The sequence below is a fragment of the Anaerobium acetethylicum genome, assembly GCF_900096945.1.
GTDB classification, from domain to species: domain Bacteria; phylum Bacillota; class Clostridia; order Lachnospirales; family Lachnospiraceae; genus Anaerobium; species Anaerobium acetethylicum.
Map to the genome: position 1 here is coordinate 58,280 of NZ_FMKA01000012.1, position 17,418 is coordinate 75,697.

General features: G+C 46.8%; 14 protein-coding genes. 13 read left to right on the forward strand and 1 reads right to left on the reverse strand.

Translation table 11 applies throughout. The features are described 5' to 3' along the window. Positions 1-39: 39 nt before the first annotated feature. Positions 40-1,827: a sensor histidine kinase gene (locus BJR36_RS10715; RefSeq protein ID WP_091233931.1), complete on the reverse strand. Its 1,788-nt coding sequence runs from the start codon at positions 1,825-1,827 to the stop codon at positions 40-42. Between the two features lie 330 nt (positions 1,828-2,157). Between BJR36_RS10715 and BJR36_RS10720 the strand changes: the two genes are divergently transcribed. From BJR36_RS10720 to BJR36_RS10780, 13 genes are all read left to right on the forward strand, one after another. Next, on the forward strand, positions 2,158-3,465 hold the full coding sequence (locus tag BJR36_RS10720; protein ID WP_091233934.1) for an ABC transporter substrate-binding protein: 1,308 nt from the start codon (positions 2,158-2,160) through the stop codon (positions 3,463-3,465). A 90-nt stretch (positions 3,466-3,555) separates the two neighbouring features. Further along, a complete protein-coding gene (locus tag BJR36_RS10725; RefSeq protein WP_091233937.1) occupies positions 3,556-4,449 on the forward strand; it encodes a carbohydrate ABC transporter permease in 894 nt (297 codons plus the stop codon). A 14-nt stretch (positions 4,450-4,463) separates the two neighbouring features. Next, positions 4,464-5,291 (forward strand): carbohydrate ABC transporter permease, encoded by an 828-nt coding sequence (locus BJR36_RS10730; protein WP_091233940.1) that lies wholly within the window; start codon positions 4,464-4,466, stop codon positions 5,289-5,291. Between the two features lie 16 nt (positions 5,292-5,307). Continuing rightward, on the forward strand, positions 5,308-6,486 hold the full coding sequence (locus BJR36_RS10735) for a glycoside hydrolase family 88 protein (protein ID WP_091233944.1): 1,179 nt from the start codon (positions 5,308-5,310) through the stop codon (positions 6,484-6,486). Between the two features lie 19 nt (positions 6,487-6,505). After that, positions 6,506-7,894: a sulfatase family protein gene (locus BJR36_RS10740; RefSeq protein ID WP_091233947.1), complete on the forward strand. Its 1,389-nt coding sequence runs from the start codon at positions 6,506-6,508 to the stop codon at positions 7,892-7,894. Between the two features lie 143 nt (positions 7,895-8,037). Further along, positions 8,038-8,826, forward strand: coding sequence for a hypothetical protein (locus tag BJR36_RS10745; protein WP_091233951.1), 789 nt, complete (start codon positions 8,038-8,040; stop codon positions 8,824-8,826). A 115-nt stretch (positions 8,827-8,941) separates the two neighbouring features. Continuing rightward, on the forward strand, positions 8,942-9,829 hold the full coding sequence (locus BJR36_RS10750) for a class II fructose-bisphosphate aldolase (RefSeq protein ID WP_091233954.1): 888 nt from the start codon (positions 8,942-8,944) through the stop codon (positions 9,827-9,829). Between the two features lie 14 nt (positions 9,830-9,843). Beyond that, positions 9,844-10,899 (forward strand): SIS domain-containing protein, encoded by a 1,056-nt coding sequence (locus BJR36_RS10755; protein ID WP_242875532.1) that lies wholly within the window; start codon positions 9,844-9,846, stop codon positions 10,897-10,899. 76 nt (positions 10,900-10,975) lie between these two features. Then, positions 10,976-12,328, forward strand: a complete 1,353-nt coding sequence (locus BJR36_RS10760; protein WP_091233960.1) for an L-fucose/L-arabinose isomerase family protein — start codon at positions 10,976-10,978, stop codon at positions 12,326-12,328. 417 nt (positions 12,329-12,745) lie between these two features. Continuing rightward, complete coding sequence (locus BJR36_RS10765) at positions 12,746-13,669, forward strand: sugar phosphate isomerase/epimerase family protein (protein ID WP_091233964.1); 924 nt, start codon at positions 12,746-12,748, stop codon at positions 13,667-13,669. A 93-nt stretch (positions 13,670-13,762) separates the two neighbouring features. Continuing rightward, positions 13,763-14,851, forward strand: a complete 1,089-nt coding sequence (locus BJR36_RS10770; RefSeq protein WP_091233967.1) for a sugar ABC transporter substrate-binding protein — start codon at positions 13,763-13,765, stop codon at positions 14,849-14,851. Between the two features lie 94 nt (positions 14,852-14,945). Then, positions 14,946-16,433 (forward strand): sugar ABC transporter ATP-binding protein, encoded by a 1,488-nt coding sequence (locus tag BJR36_RS10775; RefSeq protein WP_091233970.1) that lies wholly within the window; start codon positions 14,946-14,948, stop codon positions 16,431-16,433. Position 16,434: 1 nt separating this feature from the next. After that, positions 16,435-17,397, forward strand: coding sequence for an ABC transporter permease (locus tag BJR36_RS10780; RefSeq protein ID WP_091233972.1), 963 nt, complete (start codon positions 16,435-16,437; stop codon positions 17,395-17,397). The last annotated feature ends 21 nt before the right edge of the window (positions 17,398-17,418 follow it).

The window sequence follows — 17,418 nt, forward strand, 5'->3', positions numbered from 1 at the left end:
AGCTGCCTGCTCATGATATAGAATTCAGGGAAATTAAATCTAAAATTCAAGGGGAATTTTAATGGTTATCTTTGTATAAAGGTTCTCCTGGCTGCTGATATGCAATCCGAAGCCCTCTCCGTAAACCAGCTTGAGGCGGCGGTCCACGTTTGGAAGTCCGATTCCGCTCATGGTGCCGGCTGTTTTGGGCTCGGTGCCTGCTAGCAGGGAGTCTGTCTTTTCTGAAGGAATGCCGATTCCGTTGTCGATTACATGGATGTAAAGGATATCGTCTTCCGATTCTGCAATGATATGTATGGTGCCGTTATGGCCGCTCGGCTCGATGCCGCTGAAAATGGCATTTTCAACAAGGGGCTGCAGGGTGAGTTTGACGATTTTTGCCCTGCTCAGCCGTGATTCTTTTATTTGTATATCCAAATCAAACAATTCCACATACTTTATTTTCTGGATTGTTACGTAGCTATCCAGGAACTCAAGCTCCTGCTCAAGAGTTACTTTTTCATTGAAGCCCTTGGCCATGTTCTTGAGAAGGGAGGACAGGGAGGTGATCATTTTTACGATTCCCGTGTTCTTCTGAATGGTCGCCATCCAGCGGACGGAATCGAGGGTATTGTACAGGAAATGGGGGTTGATCTGGGCCTGGAGCATTTTGATTTCCAGATCCTTTTTCTCTTTCTCGACTTCGATCCTCGTATCCAGGAGATTGGTGATCTGCCATGACATCTGGTTGATACAGGTTCCGATGGTCCCGATTTCATCAGCGCCTTCTATTTTAGGGTTATAGGAAAAATCCCCTCCTGAGATTGTCTTGATGCTGCGAAGAAGAAGGGCGATGGGCTGGTTGATTTTTCTGGATATGAGGATGGAAAGGCCCATGCCGATGGCGATGCAGGAGGCAAAAATCAGGAATATGGTTTTGGAAATGATGGTGTGGTCGATGACCAGCTGGTCATGGGGCAGTATCTCATAAATAAGGATTCCGCTCTGGGGTGTTCTGGTGTAGCTGACATAATTGTCAGTTCCATTGATGACCATCTTCACGGAACCGCTGTCAGAAGCTGCTTTCAGGAGAGCCGGTATGGCAGCAGCGCCGTCCAGTTCCTTACGCGTATTTGCCGAGGCGATGATGTCCCCTTCCGAGGTGATGGCATAGATGGGATTGTCCGTGTTGATCTGATCCACACTGTCCTGGTAGAGCCTGGTTGAAATGCCGAGCATGACCCAGCTGGAAGCGGTCTGGGTATCGTAGTCATACTTCAGTGTTCTGATAATAGGAAGAAGCCTGTCGTCGGAAGCCTGATGAAAGGGGGATTCCACAAGCGCCAGCTGGTAGGCGTTGAAATTCTTGTCCTGTTCGCCCTGGAACCAGCTGCTTTGGGAAATGGAGGGCACATCATCATAGGAACCTGTGATGTAGCCGGACTGGACCAGTATGCCGTCCTTCTGGTAGAGGGTGATTTTTGCGATGTATTCGCTGTATCCGGATATGGCGCAGTAGTCGTTCAGGATCTGTGAGGCGTACAGGGCAAAGCGCTTTCCGGAGGAGGTGTTGTAGTCCGTGTTGGTCAGTGACAGGAACAGGGACTTGCGTTCCGAGCAGTTCAGCACGATGTTGAGCATTTCGTCGTAGGCGACCTGCAGGCGCTCTGCTGCTGTCCAGGTGTTTTCCTCCGAAGTCTCTACCAGCATGTCTATGGTGGCATTCCGGTAGGAGATATAATTATAGATGCTTACAAACAGCGCAATGGAGATTACGATTATAAGGTTATAAAGGATCAGCTTTCTTTTGATTGTCTTCACTGTGAATATCTGTTTTAATTTGTGCATAGGGTTTTTCTCCTCTTTGTAAAAAGGCGCATCATTCATAGATAGCGGGGGGCGGAACATCTTCTGACCCCAACATCATTATATTGGCTCATGAAAAAAAACACAATAAAATAACCGGAAAAAGCCGTCCCGTATATGCAACTCATACAAAAAGTATAAGAAAATTGAAATATTACATCTTTCAGAAGGGATAAAAAAGCAAGATGCACGGATAGTAATAGAATTATGAAGATAGTTCATGTTAATGAACGGCGGATTTTGGTATTCTTTGTTTGTAAACGAAATACTGAAAGCGAAGTTCAGTATAAATCAAAAATGGAGGTATGGATTATGAGAAAGTTTTTAGGAGTAGCACTTTCTGCAATGATGGTCGTTGGATTGGCAGCAGGATGCGGCAAGCAGGCGGCGCCGGATGCGGCGGAAAACACCACGAAGCCGGTTGCTGAAGCGGAAGAGAAAAAGCTTACGGTAACAACCTGGGATAACGAGACAACGCCCCAGTTCAATGCAACAATAGACGCCTTTAAGAAGGCTTATCCGGATGTCGAAATCGAAATCGTGGATACGGCAGCAAACGAATACAATAACAAATTATCCGTTATGCTGGCAGCAGAAGGAAGCGATCCGGACATTATCTGGGTAAAAGACATGGGATATATCCTGTCGATGGTTGAAAAAGGACAGGCGATGAGTCTGGATGAATTTATAGAAAAGGATAAGCTTGATTTATCCGTATACAATGGAGCTGCGGAACAGCTGCAGGTCGACGGTGCCAACTATTCCCTGCCATACAGATCAGACTGGTATGTGCTTTACTACAACAAGGATCTTTTCGACAAAGCAGGGGTTCCATATCCAAGCAACGATATGACATGGGAAGAATATGAAGCGCTTGCAAGGAAAGTGACTTTTGGCGAGGGAAGTGCAAAAGTATACGGCACCCACAACCATACCTGGCAGGCACTTGTAACAAACTGGGCAATTCAGGACGGAAAAAACACAGTTGTAGCAAAAGATTACGGATTCCTGGATTCCTATTACGAACAGGCCTTAAGCATGCAGAAAGATGGAATCATCCAGGATTACGCACAGCTGAAGACAGCAAACATCCACTATTCAAGCGTATTCAAAAACCAGCAGGCTGCCATGATGCCTATGGGAACCTGGTTTATCGGAACCATGATGCAGTCCCAGGCAAGCGGAGAGACCAACTTCAACTGGGGAATCGCTACCATTCCGCATCCGGAAGGGGTAGACGCAGGAACCACAATCGGTGCACTCACACCTGTTGCCATATCTTCGACTACGGATGTTCCGGAACTGGCTTGGGAATTCGTGAAATATGCGACTTCAGAAGAAAACAGCAAAGTCCTTGCTGAAAACGGCATCCTCACAGGAATCCTGTCTCAGGAAGCGCTTGACATCATAGCATCCGCAGACAAGTTCCCTGCAGACGAGCAGTCAAAAGAGGCTCTTACTTATACGGAATACATTTTCGACCGTCCGCTGGATAAGAATATCGAAGAGATCCGTACCGTACTCAATGAAGTCCATGATCTTGTCATGATCGGTGAATACACCGTTGAACAGGGAATTCAGGAACTGAACGAACGTGTTGGGGAAATAAAAGGATATTAAACTGATAGTAAAAGACTGTTAAATAAATCGCAGAAAAACGGATGATATCAGTTTCTCTGCGATTTATATTTTTAAGGAGGTAAGCAGCAAATGACATCAAAACAGAAACGCAGGCTGAAGAATGATGCAATCGGGTATTCGTTTATTCTGCCTAATCTGATTGGATATAGTATTTTCATACTGATTCCGGTTCTCTTTTCTTTCATACTGAGTCTCGCAGAATGGGACGGGTCCAGCAACCCCATCGTATTCGTGGGCCTAGAAAATTTCAGGCATCTGATGGATGACAGCACATTCAAAATATCCCTGGTCAATACCATGAAATATGCGGTGTTTACAGTACCGATCACCATAGTGGCCTCCATGCTGCTGGCGGTTCTGCTCAACAGCAAGGTAAAAGGGATCGCCTGGTTCAGAACGGCATTCTTCTTCCCCTATATTGCATCTATCGTTGCAGTAGGCGCCGTGTGGAACATGCTGTTCCAGCCTGATTATGGTCCGATCAATACCTTCCTGAAGATGATCGGCATCCAGAACCCGCCAGGATGGGTCATTTCCACGGACTGGGCCATGGTAGCCGTCATCATCGTAAGTATCTGGAAATACATGGGCTACTACATGATCGTATACCTGGCAGCCCTGCAGGGAATATCGGGCAGCCTTTATGAGGCGGCCGGCATCGACGGGGCCAACGGATGGCAGAAGCTGAGATATATAACGGTTCCCATGCTCACGCCGACGACCTTCTTCGTCATGGTCATGCTGACGATCCAGTGCTTCAAGGTATTCGACCTGATCTATGTAATGACCGGAGGCGGTCCGGGACGCGCAACAAACGTGCTGGTCAACTTCATATACAATGCGGCCTTCGTACAGTTCAAGTTCGGCTATGCAAGCGCAGCAGCCATCGTGCTCTTCCTGATTGTCCTTGTGGTAACCCTGGTCCAGTTCAGGGGCGAAAAGAAATTCGTCAATTATATGTAAGAAAGGAAAAAATTATGCACATAAGAAATAATGCAAAAAGAATCATATTATATGTCGTTCTGATTGCTTTGGCATTGATTATGCTGGTTCCATTCTACTGGATGCTCATATCCTCGCTGAAGCTGAACAAGGATGTGTTTTCCCTTCCCATGAAATGGATACCGGACAGCTTCCATTTTGAAAATTATAAAGTGATATGGGGAAAGCTGCCGCTGATCATGTTCTTTAAGAATACTTCGAAGCTGACCCTCTTCACGACAGTGATCCAGCTTTTCACAAGCTGCTTTGCCGCCTATGGGTTTGCCAAGGTAAAATTCCGCGGCAGAAATCTGCTTTTCATCCTCTACGTGACCACGATTGCGGTTCCATGGCAGGTTTACATGGTGCCACAGTTCGTGCTGATGTCAAAGCTGCATCTGACCAACAGCCATCTGGGACTGATCCTGATGCAGGCATTTTCCGCATTCGGCGTATTCCTCATGAGGCAGTTCTATATCAGCATACCGGATGAATTATGCGAGGCAGCCAGAATAGACGGTCTGAGCGAATACGGGATATTTGGAAGGATCGTGCTTCCGCTGGGAAAACCGGCAATGGCAACCCTTGTCATCTTCACATTCGTAAATGTATGGAATGACTTTATGGGACCCCTGATATTCCTCAACAGCACGGAACTGAAGACCATACAGCTCGGTATCAGGATGTTCATATCCCAGTTTGGAGCGGAATATGCGTGGATCATGGCGGCTTCCGTATGCGCCCTTGTTCCTGTCGTCCTCCTGTTCCTGTTCTTCCAGAGATTTTTTGTTGAAGGAATCGCAGCAAGCGGTATCAAAGGTTAAAGGGGGAGTATGAGAAATGGCACAGACATTTGAAACATTAATACAGTACGAAGGAACAGATAAAAAAATACTGGAGACGGCATTCGGCCTGGCAGTCAATATCGTGAGGGATAACCTGGAGGAGTTCACAGACCACTTCCAGTCATCAAACAGCGAGAAGCTGTTCTACTGGCCCACAGAAAATACAGAGTGGACCACAGGCTTCTGGACAGGAGAAATCTGGCTTGCCTATGAAAAGACAGGGGAAGCATGCTTCCGTCAGGCGGCCGAAGTCCAGGTCGAAAGCTTTTTAAACAGGATCGAGAAGAAAATAGATGTGAACCACCATGACATGGGGTTCCTCTACAGTCCGTCATGCGTGGCTGCATATAAGCTGACGGGAAGCGAAACAGGTAAAGTGGCAGCCCTCAAAGCGGCTGACCATCTGGTGTCCAGGTATCAGGAAAAGGGACGCTTCATCCAGGCCTGGGGAAATCCCGGAGCCGAAGACAATTACCGCCTGATCATCGACTGCCTGCTGAACCTGCCGCTGCTCTACTGGGCGACGGAAGTGACGGGAGACGGTTCCTATGCAGAAAAAGCGGAGAACCATATCCGGACGGCTATGAAGTGCCTGATCAAGCCGGATGACTCCACCTACCATACTTATTTCATGAATCCGGAGACGGGCGAGCTTTCCTACGGGGTCACCCACCAGGGAAACCGCAACGATTCCGCCTGGGCAAGAGGGCAGGCCTGGGGAATCTATGGCGTCGCCATCAGCTATCGCTATCTGAAAAAACCGGAATATCTGGAAATATTCAAAAAAGTGACGGACTATTTTATCAGGCACCTGCCTGAGGATCTGATTGCCTACTGGGATTTCGACTTCGATACGGGAAGCAGCGAACCGAGGGATTCGTCGGCAGTGGCAGTGGCCATATGCGGCATTTTGGAGATGTGCAAATACCTGGAGCCGGAAGAAGCAGAAAAATACCGGATGGCTGCAGATAAAATGATGAGGGCTTTAATCGACTATTGTGCGGTATATGACAGCAGACAGTCCAATGGGCTGCTGATGCATGGCACTTATGCAAGAGGATCGGAAGAAAATACATGCCGCAACAGGGGCGTTGACGAATGCAATACATGGGGAGATTATTTTTATCTGGAAGCGCTTACGAGGATGAGCAGGGACTGGAATCCGTATTGGTGACAGAACAAGGGAGGATATCATGGAAAAAAAGCCAAACTTATTATATATATTTGCAGACCAGTGGAGGGCCCACGCTGTCGGATATCAGAATCAGGATGAGGTACAGACGCCCTCTATCGACCGGTTTGCAGAAGAAAGCATGAGATTTTCAAATGCAATCAGCACGTTTCCTTTGTGCTCGCCCCACAGAGCCTCGCTGCTAACGGGAAAATATCCGTTTTCGGCAGGAATGTGGACGAACTGCAAAACAGGACTGAATGAGGCTGTGATGCTGAAGCCCCAGGAGACCTGCATCGCAAATGTACTGAAGGAACAGGGCTATCAGACTGGCTACATCGGAAAATGGCATCTGGATGCATCGGAAATGAACTTTACGCAGCATCCAAAATCAGGGGCTTCTGACTGGGATGCCTATACGCCGCCGGGAGAACGCCGCCAGGGGTTTGATTACTGGCTGTCCTACGGGGCATGCGATGACCATCTGAACCCCCACTACTGGGCAGACAGCGCAGAACAGATCAGACCGCGTAAATGGTCGGCAGAGTTTGAAACAGATCAGGCACTGGCATATATGGGGGAGAAAAGCGCAAAGGACGAACCCTTTGCCCTGTTCTTGTCCTACAATCCGCCCCATCTGCCTTATGAGCTGGTGCCGGATGACTATTTCAGGCTGTTCAAAGATGCCGAAGTCCGCTTCAGGGACAATGTGCCGGAAGAATTCAGGACTGACCGGATGAAGGTGATCACCAGACAGTATTTTGCGGCAATCGCAGGCATTGACCATCAGTTTGGGCGGATCTGCCAGTATCTGAAAGACAATAATCTGGAAGAGGACACCCTTGTTGTCCTGTCGGCGGACCATGGCGACATGATGGGCTCCCATGGACTCATGAGCAAGAACGTCTGGTATGAGGAATCCATCAACATACCGCTTATGATCAGGCAGAAAGGGCGGATTGAACCGGGAGACCGGGATGCTATTTTTACAAGCCCTGACCATATGCCGACGCTGCTGGATCTGCTGGGCATACAGATTCCGGAGACCTGCCAGGGACACAGCCATGGGAACCTGATTCTGGGACTGCCTTCAGACGAGCCTGAAGCTGGATTTATCTGCTCCTTTCCGGGCGAGGCCCAGATGGTGAAGGAATATGAGAAACGCGGCCTGAACCATAAGTGCTTCGGATGGCGGGGGGTCCGTACGAAGGAGCATACCTATGTCGTGTACAACGGATACAGGCCGGATGAGGAAAGGAAGATACTCCTGTACCACAATGCAGAGGATCCCTATCAGCAGAATCCGGTGGCGGTGGCTGATGTGGAAGGCGATGAGCTGGCGGGTAGGTTCCATGGATATCTGAAGGAATACCTGGAGCTGACGGGGGATCCGTTTTTGCTGGGAAGGTAAGAGGGAAGCCAGGACAGAAACCAGGACAGACTAGGCTACGGGCCAGGCAGCAGCCCAAGTGCTCTGCAGCGGCCCAGGCGGGCGTCACTCCACAGTTTCAGAAAGGAAAAACAGGACGAAGAAAAGCCTGTAGATAAAAAAATATGTTTAAACTGGAATTATACGACGGAAACAACAATCTTCTCAAAACAAAATCAGATGAGCGCAGGGCCTATCTGGGCTATGAAGGAGAACTCCCGGAGGGTAGCTATCTGCGTGTTGCGGCTCCGGCAGATTCCTATGCCTGGGTAAAGGTCGACAAATGCATAGAGAAGAGTCTCGTCTATCTGCCCGACGGCAGCCTGACCTATCGTTTTCCCTATAAACGGGAAGCGAAGGAAGCCTTTCCCATGGAGGCTTTTTCAGGTGACAGGTTCTATTTCTCGGTGGAGGCCCCGGATGAGACGGATCTGACCAGGAGAAGGAACGTAGCCCTCAATCCTATCGACCAGAAGGAATGCAACGGAAGCTTTCCCCATGCGTCAGCAAATGTCGAAACCAGGAACGAGTCGGTCTTCTTCGCCTGCAATGCAATAGACGGAATCCTCAGCAGCGACGGACACGGCAGGTTCCCATACGCGTCGTGGGGAATCAACAGACAGGAAAACGCGGCCATCCGCATCGAGTTCGGACGAAGGGTAAGGGTTGACGGACTGGGGCTGTTCCTGCGGGCTGACTATCCCCATGACAGCTACTGGACGGAAGTGAAGGTCTCATTTTCGGACGGGAGCGAAGAGATCCTGCAGACGACTGACCGGGAAGGCCTTCAGGAATTCAGCCTGAAAGCCAGGGAAGCGGAATGGGCAGAGCTATCTGACCTGAAGAAGCACGAGGACGAATCGCCGTTTCCTGCACTTACGCAGATTGAGGTTTACGGGGTTTTGTCGAAGTGAAGGACGCTGATGGATCTTTTTTTGGAAGGACAGGGGAGAAGCTCTTCCGGAAGGATCTGCAATAAGGGAACAGTGATCATTGGATTTTAAATAGAGAAAAGAAAGAAGGCTAAACATGTTAGTGACCAATAAAGAAGCATTAGAGGATGCAGCACGGAATGGCTATGCGATTCCAGCTATCAATACACAGGGTGGAAACTATGATATCATATGGGCTATATGCAGGGCAGCAGAGGAGATGAGATCCCCTATAATTCTTGCACATTATGTTTCTACAGGAGAATATGCTGGAAACGACTGGTTCGTGGAGGTTGCGAAATGGTGCGCGAATAAAGTATCGGTTCCGGTATCTATTCATCTTGACCATGGAGACAGCTTCGAAATATGCAAAGAAGCGCTGGATCTTGGATTTACATCGGTCATGATTGACGGATCGAGCAGATCCACAGAAGAGAATGCCGAACTGACAGACAGGGTGGTACAGGAAGCAAGGAAGTACGGCGTCATGGTGGAAGCCGAGATCGGTGAACTGGTGCGCCTGGACGGAGACGGAGCCGTAGCAGAGAACAAAAACGTCGCGGATCCTGAAGAGGTAAGGAAATTCCTTTCCTTATGCCAGCCGGATTCACTGGCAATAGGTATCGGAAATGCCCACGGATACTACAAGGGCAAGCCAGACATCAGACTCGACATTCTGAAAAAAGTAAGGGAGTTCACCGATATCCCCCTCGTTCTTCACGGCTGCACCGGAATGTCGGAGGATACCATCAAAGAGGCGATCGGGCTTGGCGTGGCAAAGATAAACTTCGGTACGGAAATCAGATACAAATATGTAGAACATTATGAGGAAGGGCTGAAGGAACTGAACCACCAGGGACACTCATGGAAACTTTCGCAATTTGCCAATGAAAAGCTGTCAGAGGATGTGAAGGCAATCATACGCCTGGCAGGATCTGAGGGAAAAGCGGTAAAATCAGAAGCTGCGATGGAAGCAGTACAGTAAAAAGGAGAAGAATAATGAAAAAAAACAGTGAAGTTACATACAGGGAAATATACAAACAGCCAGAGGCATTCCAGTCGATCAATGATACGCTGGAAGAGATCTATGCAGTGCTGGACCAGGTTTTCAACAGCGGGGAAACCTATGACGAGCTCATTTTTACAGGATGCGGAACATCCCTCTATCTGGCACAGACTGCAGCACATGTATTTTCAAGCTATAACAATACGGCAGCAAAAGCAGTACCGTGCTCCGAATTATATTTATTCCCGGAAACATTTGTAAGCGGAAGAAAAGTACTCGTACTTCCAATCACAAGAAAAAGCTACACGACCGAAGTGCGCATGGCAATCGATAAAGTGCGCTCCTTCCCGGATGTGAAGACCCTGGCAATCACCTGCGATCAGGACAGCTCCCTTTACAACGATTACATGATACTGTCTCCCAATGCCGATGAAAAAAGCGTCATCATGACAGGTTCCTTTACCAGCATGGTATATCTTTCCGTGATACTCGCCATGTATGCAGGCGGCGAAAAGAAACAGATTGAAGCAATGGGAGATTACAAACAGGCAGCAGAAGATCTTCTGAAGAAGATGGATGCCCTTGCAAAGGCAATCGTATCGGAACACGAAAACCTGAATCTCTTCATTACTCTCGGACAGGGCGTATACTACGGAGTTGCAAATGAATGCATGAACAAGATGAAGGAAATGGGCCTGACCAATTCAGAAGCATACTATTCGCTGGAATACAGGCATGGACCAATGAGCCTGGTAGATGAAAACACATTGATCCTCTCCCTGTGCCATTCAAAAGCAAAAGAGATGGAGGCCGGAATCATCAGGGAAATGAAGAGCTATGGCGCAGTTACGGCTGCCATCGGCGAGGGCGTTTCCGAAGCGGTTTCCGAAGCAGACTATAAGCTGGATCTTGAATACGGATATAACGATGACCAGTATGCGGCATTGATCGGGTTTATCGGCCAGTTCATCGGCTACTATATTGCGGAGAAAAAAGGGCTTGATGCTGACAGCCCAAGACATCTTACACAGGCTATCGTGCTGAAATAATTGATACCTAATAATTGGTACCTGACACCATAAACAAAATTTAATGGTGTCAGGTACCAGGAAAGAAGGAGCAGATATGAGAGAAGGGCTTAATCTTGGTTTTGTAACGACGCTTTCCGGAAGGTGGCCACGGGAGCTTCCAGAAAAGCGGATGAAGGAATATGGAGAATGGATTGAAAAAGAACTGCCTGATATCAATGTCATAAAGACGGAGCTCCTTGTGGATTCGCCTCAGGCAGCCGGGGATGCAGCCCGCAGACTAAAGGAAAAATCTGTAGATATGATTGTTATGCTGTATGGCGCATTCACGGGAGATGACATTCCGACAATTCTTGCTGAAAATCTGGAGGTGCCGATCCTGCTTTGGGCACCCAATGAACCTGAATTCCATAAGGATGACAGGCTTTATGCGAATGCATTGGTAGCACTGACCATGAATTCCGCTTCCCTAAAAAAACTCGGGTATGTCTGCCATCCGGTATATGGAAGTAAAGAAAAGGAAGACATCGCAGCCAGGGTAATAAACCTGATCAAAGCCTATGATACCGTCAAGAAACTGAAAGGAACCGTCCTCGGACTCTTCGGTTACCGTCCGACGGCATTCTATAACTCGAGCTTTAGCGAGAGCCTTATCCGGAAGACTTTCGGAATCAGGATGGAGGAAACTGATCTGAAGGTAGTATTCGATGAAATGGAGAGGATACCGGAAGAATCCTGCAAGGCAGATATGGCTGGAATGGAATCGGCATATGATGTATCCAGGCTTCCTGATGGACATCTGGAAAACCATTCGAAGCTTTATCTTTCTCTGAAGAAGCTGATGAAGGACCAGAAATATGATTTTGCAAGTATCAAATGCTGGCCGGAAATGGGCAGTCTTCATACGACACCTTGTGCGGTGCTGGGTAGACTTGCTGATGAAGGCGTGAATATCGGATGCGAAGGCGACATAGATGCCGAACTGGCGCAGATTGTGCAGCATTATCTGACCGGCCGTCCGACATTTATTACAGATATGATAAATATCGATGAAGAAAAGAATGTCATGACATTCTGGCATTGCGGTAATGCGGCGGCTTCTTTGAGGAATCCTAAATACAAATTTACGATAGAAAATCATCCGTTGGCAGGCCAGGGAACGGCATTCTATGGTGCACTGAAAGAAGGAAAAGTCACAATCGCGAGATTCTGCAATATCGACGATCAGTACAAACTGTTCCTGCTCAGAGGCGAGGCCATGGACATGGACCGTTATACGAAGGGCGTTATGGCTAATATCAAGGTCTCATCTCCGGTCAGAAGCATTGTGGAAAATATTCTTGAAGAAGGAATTCCGCACCACTATAGCATTGTATGGGATGATGTGGCGGATCAGATGATTGAAGTCTGCAGAATGCTGGGAATTAAGGTGGTAGAAATTGGTACATGAATTCGGTACCAATTCGTCACCAATACAGTACCTGACACCATAAACATTATTTAATGGTGTCAGGTACCATAAAGAGAATTTAATGGTGTCAGGTACCAAAAATAAGGTACCATAAACATAGGTACCATAAACATAAACACCATAAATACCGCTTGTTTTCAACCTCACAGGAAGAAAAGCAAGCGGTGTTTTTTAATTCAAATAATTTTAAATGAATGAAAAAAAGTGAAACATAAATAAAGGTGAAAAATTTTGAAAAGTTACAACACAACCACCAAAATCCCTAAACCAAGCGAAAAACTAGTAATAATACATAAAAAACAAAGTTAAAAATTATGACAAAAGATGAAAATAAAAGACACATATTGACGCAATTTGAAAAGTTTGATATGATGTGTTCATGAAGGAGGTGAGCAGATGAAATATGCAACAAGAGTAAATTCTTTTCTGCGAACGGACAAGGATTTGAAAAATGCATTATATGAAATTGGACAAATAGATGGAGTAGATTATATCGATCTGAACTATCCGGAACATTTTCAGGAATATACTGCTGACGAAGTAAAAGAGATGCTGGCAGCGAATGGATTGAAATGCAACGGTATCAATTTAAGGTTCCGGGATAAATTCCTGAACGGCGAATTCGGAAATAAGGACATTGAGATTTCAGAAGATGCAGTCCAGCTTTGCAGAGAAGCAGCGGATGTATGTAAGGTGCTTGAAGGAGATCAGATGATTATCTGGCTTGGATTTGACGGATTCGACTATTCATTCCAGATCGATTATGTCAAGGTATGGAGCCAGGTGGCAGATTCGTTCCGGAAAGTGTGCGACTATACAGATCTGCCGGTAAGCATTGAATACAAGCCTTATGAAGAGAGGGTCCACTGTCTGATTGACAGCTTTGGAACGGCGATGCTGATGGTCGAAGATATCAGCAGAGATAACCTTGGTGTGACACTTGATTTCTGCCATATGCTCATGAAAAAAGAGAATCCGGCATTCGCAGTGTCGTGGCTTCTGGAACGCAACAAACTTTTCAACATGCATATGAATGATGGTGAAGGTTCCACCGATGACGGCCTGATGGTCGGGACGGTGAATCTCTGGAAGACAATAGAAGTGTTCTATTACCTGATGAAATATGATTTCCAGGGTGCAATCTATTTTGACACGTTTCCGAAACGGGAAGGCGCAGTCGAAGAGTGCACGGCAAATATCAGAATGTGTCATAAAATTGAAGAAATAATTGAAAATTATGGAATCGAAAAGATTGGTCAGATTATACAAAAAAATAATGCAGTTTCTGTAAGTGATATGTTGGTTTCTATGCTAAACTAGTAAAAAGTGACCGGAAAGAAGCCTCGAAACAATAGCGTTGTAGCTTTATTGTAATGATTTTATTATAAAAATCCAAGAAAAGAGGAAGAGATTATGAAAAAGAGAATTTTAGCAGCATTATTAACAGTGGTTATGACAACAGCTTTAGTTACCGGATGTACTTCAACAGAAACAGGTACGACAGACAATGGAACGACGACAGAAGACGCAGCGTTCAATCCGGATGAAGAGGACGGTATTGAAATCGGCGAACTGAGAAGTGAGCTTGGTGCGATACCGGCAGTCGAAGGAAGCGTAAAGCTTGGTGCAGTAGCAAAAGCCTTTGAAAATGAATACTGGAGGACGCTGAAAGAAGGATACGGAGTATTCCAGGAAAAGCTTCAGGCACAGGGATATGACGTTACAATAGATGTTACTTCCGCACAGGGTGAAGGTGATGAACAGGGACAGCTTTCAGTTGTAAAGGATATGATCAACAAGAAATATAATGCACTCATGTTATCTCCGATTTCTGATGGCAACCTGGTACCGGGTGTTGAAGATGCGAAAAAAGCAGGCATTCCTGTAGTAAACGTAAATGACGGACTTATTGCAAATGCAGACGTATTTGTCGGACCGAAGGCAATTCAGAACGGCGAACTTGCAGCAGAATGGATCGCTGAAAAACTGGGCGGAAAAGGCCAGGTTGCAATCGTAATCGGTATGCCGAAAGCATTTGCAGCAAGACAGAGAACAGCAGGATTTGAACAGTACATGGAAGCAAACGCAAAAGATATCGAGATCGTAGCGAAACAGAATGCAGACTGGGATCGTTCAAAAGCAAAAGACCTTGCAGATACATGGATCAAACAGTATCCTGATCTGAAAGCAATCTTCTGCAACAATGACACAATGGCATTAGGCGTTGTAGAAGCAGTAAATGCATCAGGAAAAGATATTCTCGTAGTCGGCGTTGACGGAATCGGCGAAGCATATGATTCTATCAGAAGCGGCGGAATGGATGCGACTATCGATTCCTTCCCATTATACAAAGCGCAGATTGCTGGTGAAGTGACCCTCCGTTTAATGGGCGGCCAGGAAGTTCCAAGAGTAATCTGGACTCCACAGGCACTGATCGACAGCACAAATGTTGATCAGGCTGCAGAGGAAATCATCGGCTGGGAAGAAGCAACATTCGAATAGAGATAGTGATATAATAAAGACATACTAATATTGAATGAGACATTAGCTGAAAATATCATTTTTCAGCTAATGTCATAAGTAAAGGGGATAAATCATGACGACTATGATTCATTTTTCGAAAATCACAAAGCGTTTCCCTGGAAATACAGCACTGGATAATGTGGATTTTGAAATCAAAAAGGGCGAGGTGCATGCCTTGCTGGGAGAAAATGGAGCGGGAAAATCGACGCTGCTGAACATCCTGCACGGAATCTACAGCCAGTATGAAGGCGACATTGAAATTGAAGATGCTAAGGTCAGCTTTAAAAATGCAAATGATGCAATCGAATTCGGGATTGCAAAAGTGCATCAGGAGGTCAATCTTGTAACGGATCTTACCGTCGGACAGAATATCGCACTGGGATACGAACCAAAAAAGGGTCTGCTTGTCGACTACGGCGCAATGTACAAAAAAACGGATGCGATTTTAGAAAGGCTTGGCTGCAGGTTCAAAAGCAGCGACAGGATAAACTCTCTCAGCGTGGGCGAAATGCAGATGATCCTGATCGCAAAGGCACTGTTTCACAATGCCAGAATCATTTCGTTTGACGAACCTACGTCTGCGCTTGCCGACAAGGAAGTGGACAGGCTGCTTGAAATCATCAAAGAGCTGCAGGCCCAGGGCATTACGATCCTGTACATCACCCACAGGCTGGATGAAGTCTTCAGAATCGCGGACAGGGCAAGCATCCTGAGGGATGGCAAGTATATATGCACGGTAGATATCAAGGATATCACAAAAGAACAGCTGATCAGGAACATGGTCGGCAGGGATGTGTCTGCATTTGCGGTCAGAAACAAGCCGCTGTGCGCAACAAAAGAGGTTGCACTTGAAGTGACGAATCTGGAATCGAAGGGCGTTTTCCACAACATCAGTTTCAAGGTGCACAAAGGTGAAATTCTTTCCTTTGCAGGGCTCGTTGGCGCAAAACGTACGGACGTTGTAAGGGCTATATTCGGAGCGGATCCTATAACCGGAGGCCAGATCAAGGTCAAAGGAAAAGAAGTTGTGATAAAATCGCCAAAAGAGGCGCTTTCCTATGGAATCGCACTGATTCCTGAAAACAGGAAGACACAGGGATTCGTAAAGGATTTTTCAAATGCGCAGAACATGGCGCTGGCATCAATGGACAAATTCACCAGCGGCGCCTTTGTCAACACAGGAAAAATCAAGGATAACTGCGAATACTATATTGAGCAGATGCGCCTTCATCCGGCTGATCCCGAATATCTGACGAACAGCCTGAGTGGAGGAAATGCACAAAAAGTAATCATTGCAAAATGGATGACGACAAACCCCGACATCATCATTTTTGATGAGCCTACAAAGGGAATCGATGTCGGCGCAAAAGCGGAGATATACAGGCTGATGGAAGAAATGGCTGCCGACGGAAAGGCAATCATCATGGTTTCCTCGGAAATGCCGGAAGTAATCGGTATGAGCGACCGTGTCATCATTATGCGTGAAGGACGTATGACAGGCGAGCTTAGCAGAAGCGAGCTGAATGAAGAAAGTATTTTGCAATTTGCAATGGAGGGATAGCATGAAAAACATATGGAAAAGATTCTCGAGGGAATTGGGAATCATTATCGCATTGATTCTTTTGATGGCCATTTTTGGTATTATTGAACCTTTATATCTGACACCTACAAATCTTATGGATATCGTCGACCAGACAGTAATTAACGGCCTGCTTGCCGTCGGCATCACCCTGGTCATCATAACGGGAGGCATTGACCTGACAGTAGGCTCCACAATGGCCATAGTCATTGTAGCAATCGGAAAACTCCTCGTAAGCGGACTCCATCCGTGGGCTGCTGTTCTTCTCGGCATCCTGTTTGGATTCGTACTTGGTGCTTTAAACGGATTCCTGATTGCGAAGATGCATCTGCAGCCGTTCATTGCTACAATGGGTATGATGAGCGTCTACAGGGGAATTGCGTATCTTGTAACAGGCGGATGGCCGGTGCTGAATATCCCGCAGAGCTTCAGAACTATGATGGATGGAGATATCCTGGGGTCGGTCCCATCTTCCGTAATCATCCTTCTGATCGTATCAGCTGTCGGTTATGTGCTGCTCAAGCATACAAAGTTCGGTACTTATTTATATTCCATGGGAAGCAATGAAGAAGCGACAAGACTGTCTGGTGTAAATGTCGATTATAATAAAATAATGGCATATGGGCTCTGCGGAGTTGCAACAGCGCTGGCGGGAATGGTCATGCTTGCTAAACTGGGCACTGGAGAACCGGCGGCCGGACAGGGATACGAACTGAATGCAATCGCGGCGGCAGCTGTTGGTGGAACAAGCCTTTCGGGCGGTAAAGGAAGCATCTTTGGCACATTCTTTGGAGCAATTCTGCTGCAGGCATTAAAGATCGGGCTTGTCGTCTGCGGAGTAGACACATTCTGGCAGTATATTGCAACGGGCGTCATCATTATAGCAGCGGTTTACCTGGATATCATTCAGGGGCAGATTAAGAACTGGAAATTAAAAAGGCAATAGGAAAAGCGATAGGAAAAGCGA

Coding starts and splice junctions, on each gene's coding strand:
- BJR36_RS10755 (WP_242875532.1), top strand. CDS start 9,844: ATGAAAAAAAACAGTGAAGTTACATACAGGGAAATATACAAACAGCCA.
- BJR36_RS10745 (WP_091233951.1), top strand. CDS start 8,038: ATGTTTAAACTGGAATTATACGACGGAAACAACAATCTTCTCAAAACA.
- BJR36_RS10725 (WP_091233937.1), top strand. CDS start 3,556: ATGACATCAAAACAGAAACGCAGGCTGAAGAATGATGCAATCGGGTAT.
- BJR36_RS10735 (WP_091233944.1), top strand. CDS start 5,308: ATGGCACAGACATTTGAAACATTAATACAGTACGAAGGAACAGATAAA.
- BJR36_RS10770 (WP_091233967.1), top strand. CDS start 13,763: ATGAAAAAGAGAATTTTAGCAGCATTATTAACAGTGGTTATGACAACA.
- BJR36_RS10780 (WP_091233972.1), top strand. CDS start 16,435: ATGAAAAACATATGGAAAAGATTCTCGAGGGAATTGGGAATCATTATC.
- BJR36_RS10730 (WP_091233940.1), top strand. CDS start 4,464: ATGCACATAAGAAATAATGCAAAAAGAATCATATTATATGTCGTTCTG.
- BJR36_RS10775 (WP_091233970.1), top strand. CDS start 14,946: ATGACGACTATGATTCATTTTTCGAAAATCACAAAGCGTTTCCCTGGA.
- BJR36_RS10715 (WP_091233931.1), bottom strand. CDS start 1,827: ATGCACAAATTAAAACAGATATTCACAGTGAAGACAATCAAAAGAAAG.
- BJR36_RS10765 (WP_091233964.1), top strand. CDS start 12,746: ATGAAATATGCAACAAGAGTAAATTCTTTTCTGCGAACGGACAAGGAT.
- BJR36_RS10760 (WP_091233960.1), top strand. CDS start 10,976: ATGAGAGAAGGGCTTAATCTTGGTTTTGTAACGACGCTTTCCGGAAGG.
- BJR36_RS10740 (WP_091233947.1), top strand. CDS start 6,506: ATGGAAAAAAAGCCAAACTTATTATATATATTTGCAGACCAGTGGAGG.
- BJR36_RS10750 (WP_091233954.1), top strand. CDS start 8,942: ATGTTAGTGACCAATAAAGAAGCATTAGAGGATGCAGCACGGAATGGC.
- BJR36_RS10720 (WP_091233934.1), top strand. CDS start 2,158: ATGAGAAAGTTTTTAGGAGTAGCACTTTCTGCAATGATGGTCGTTGGA.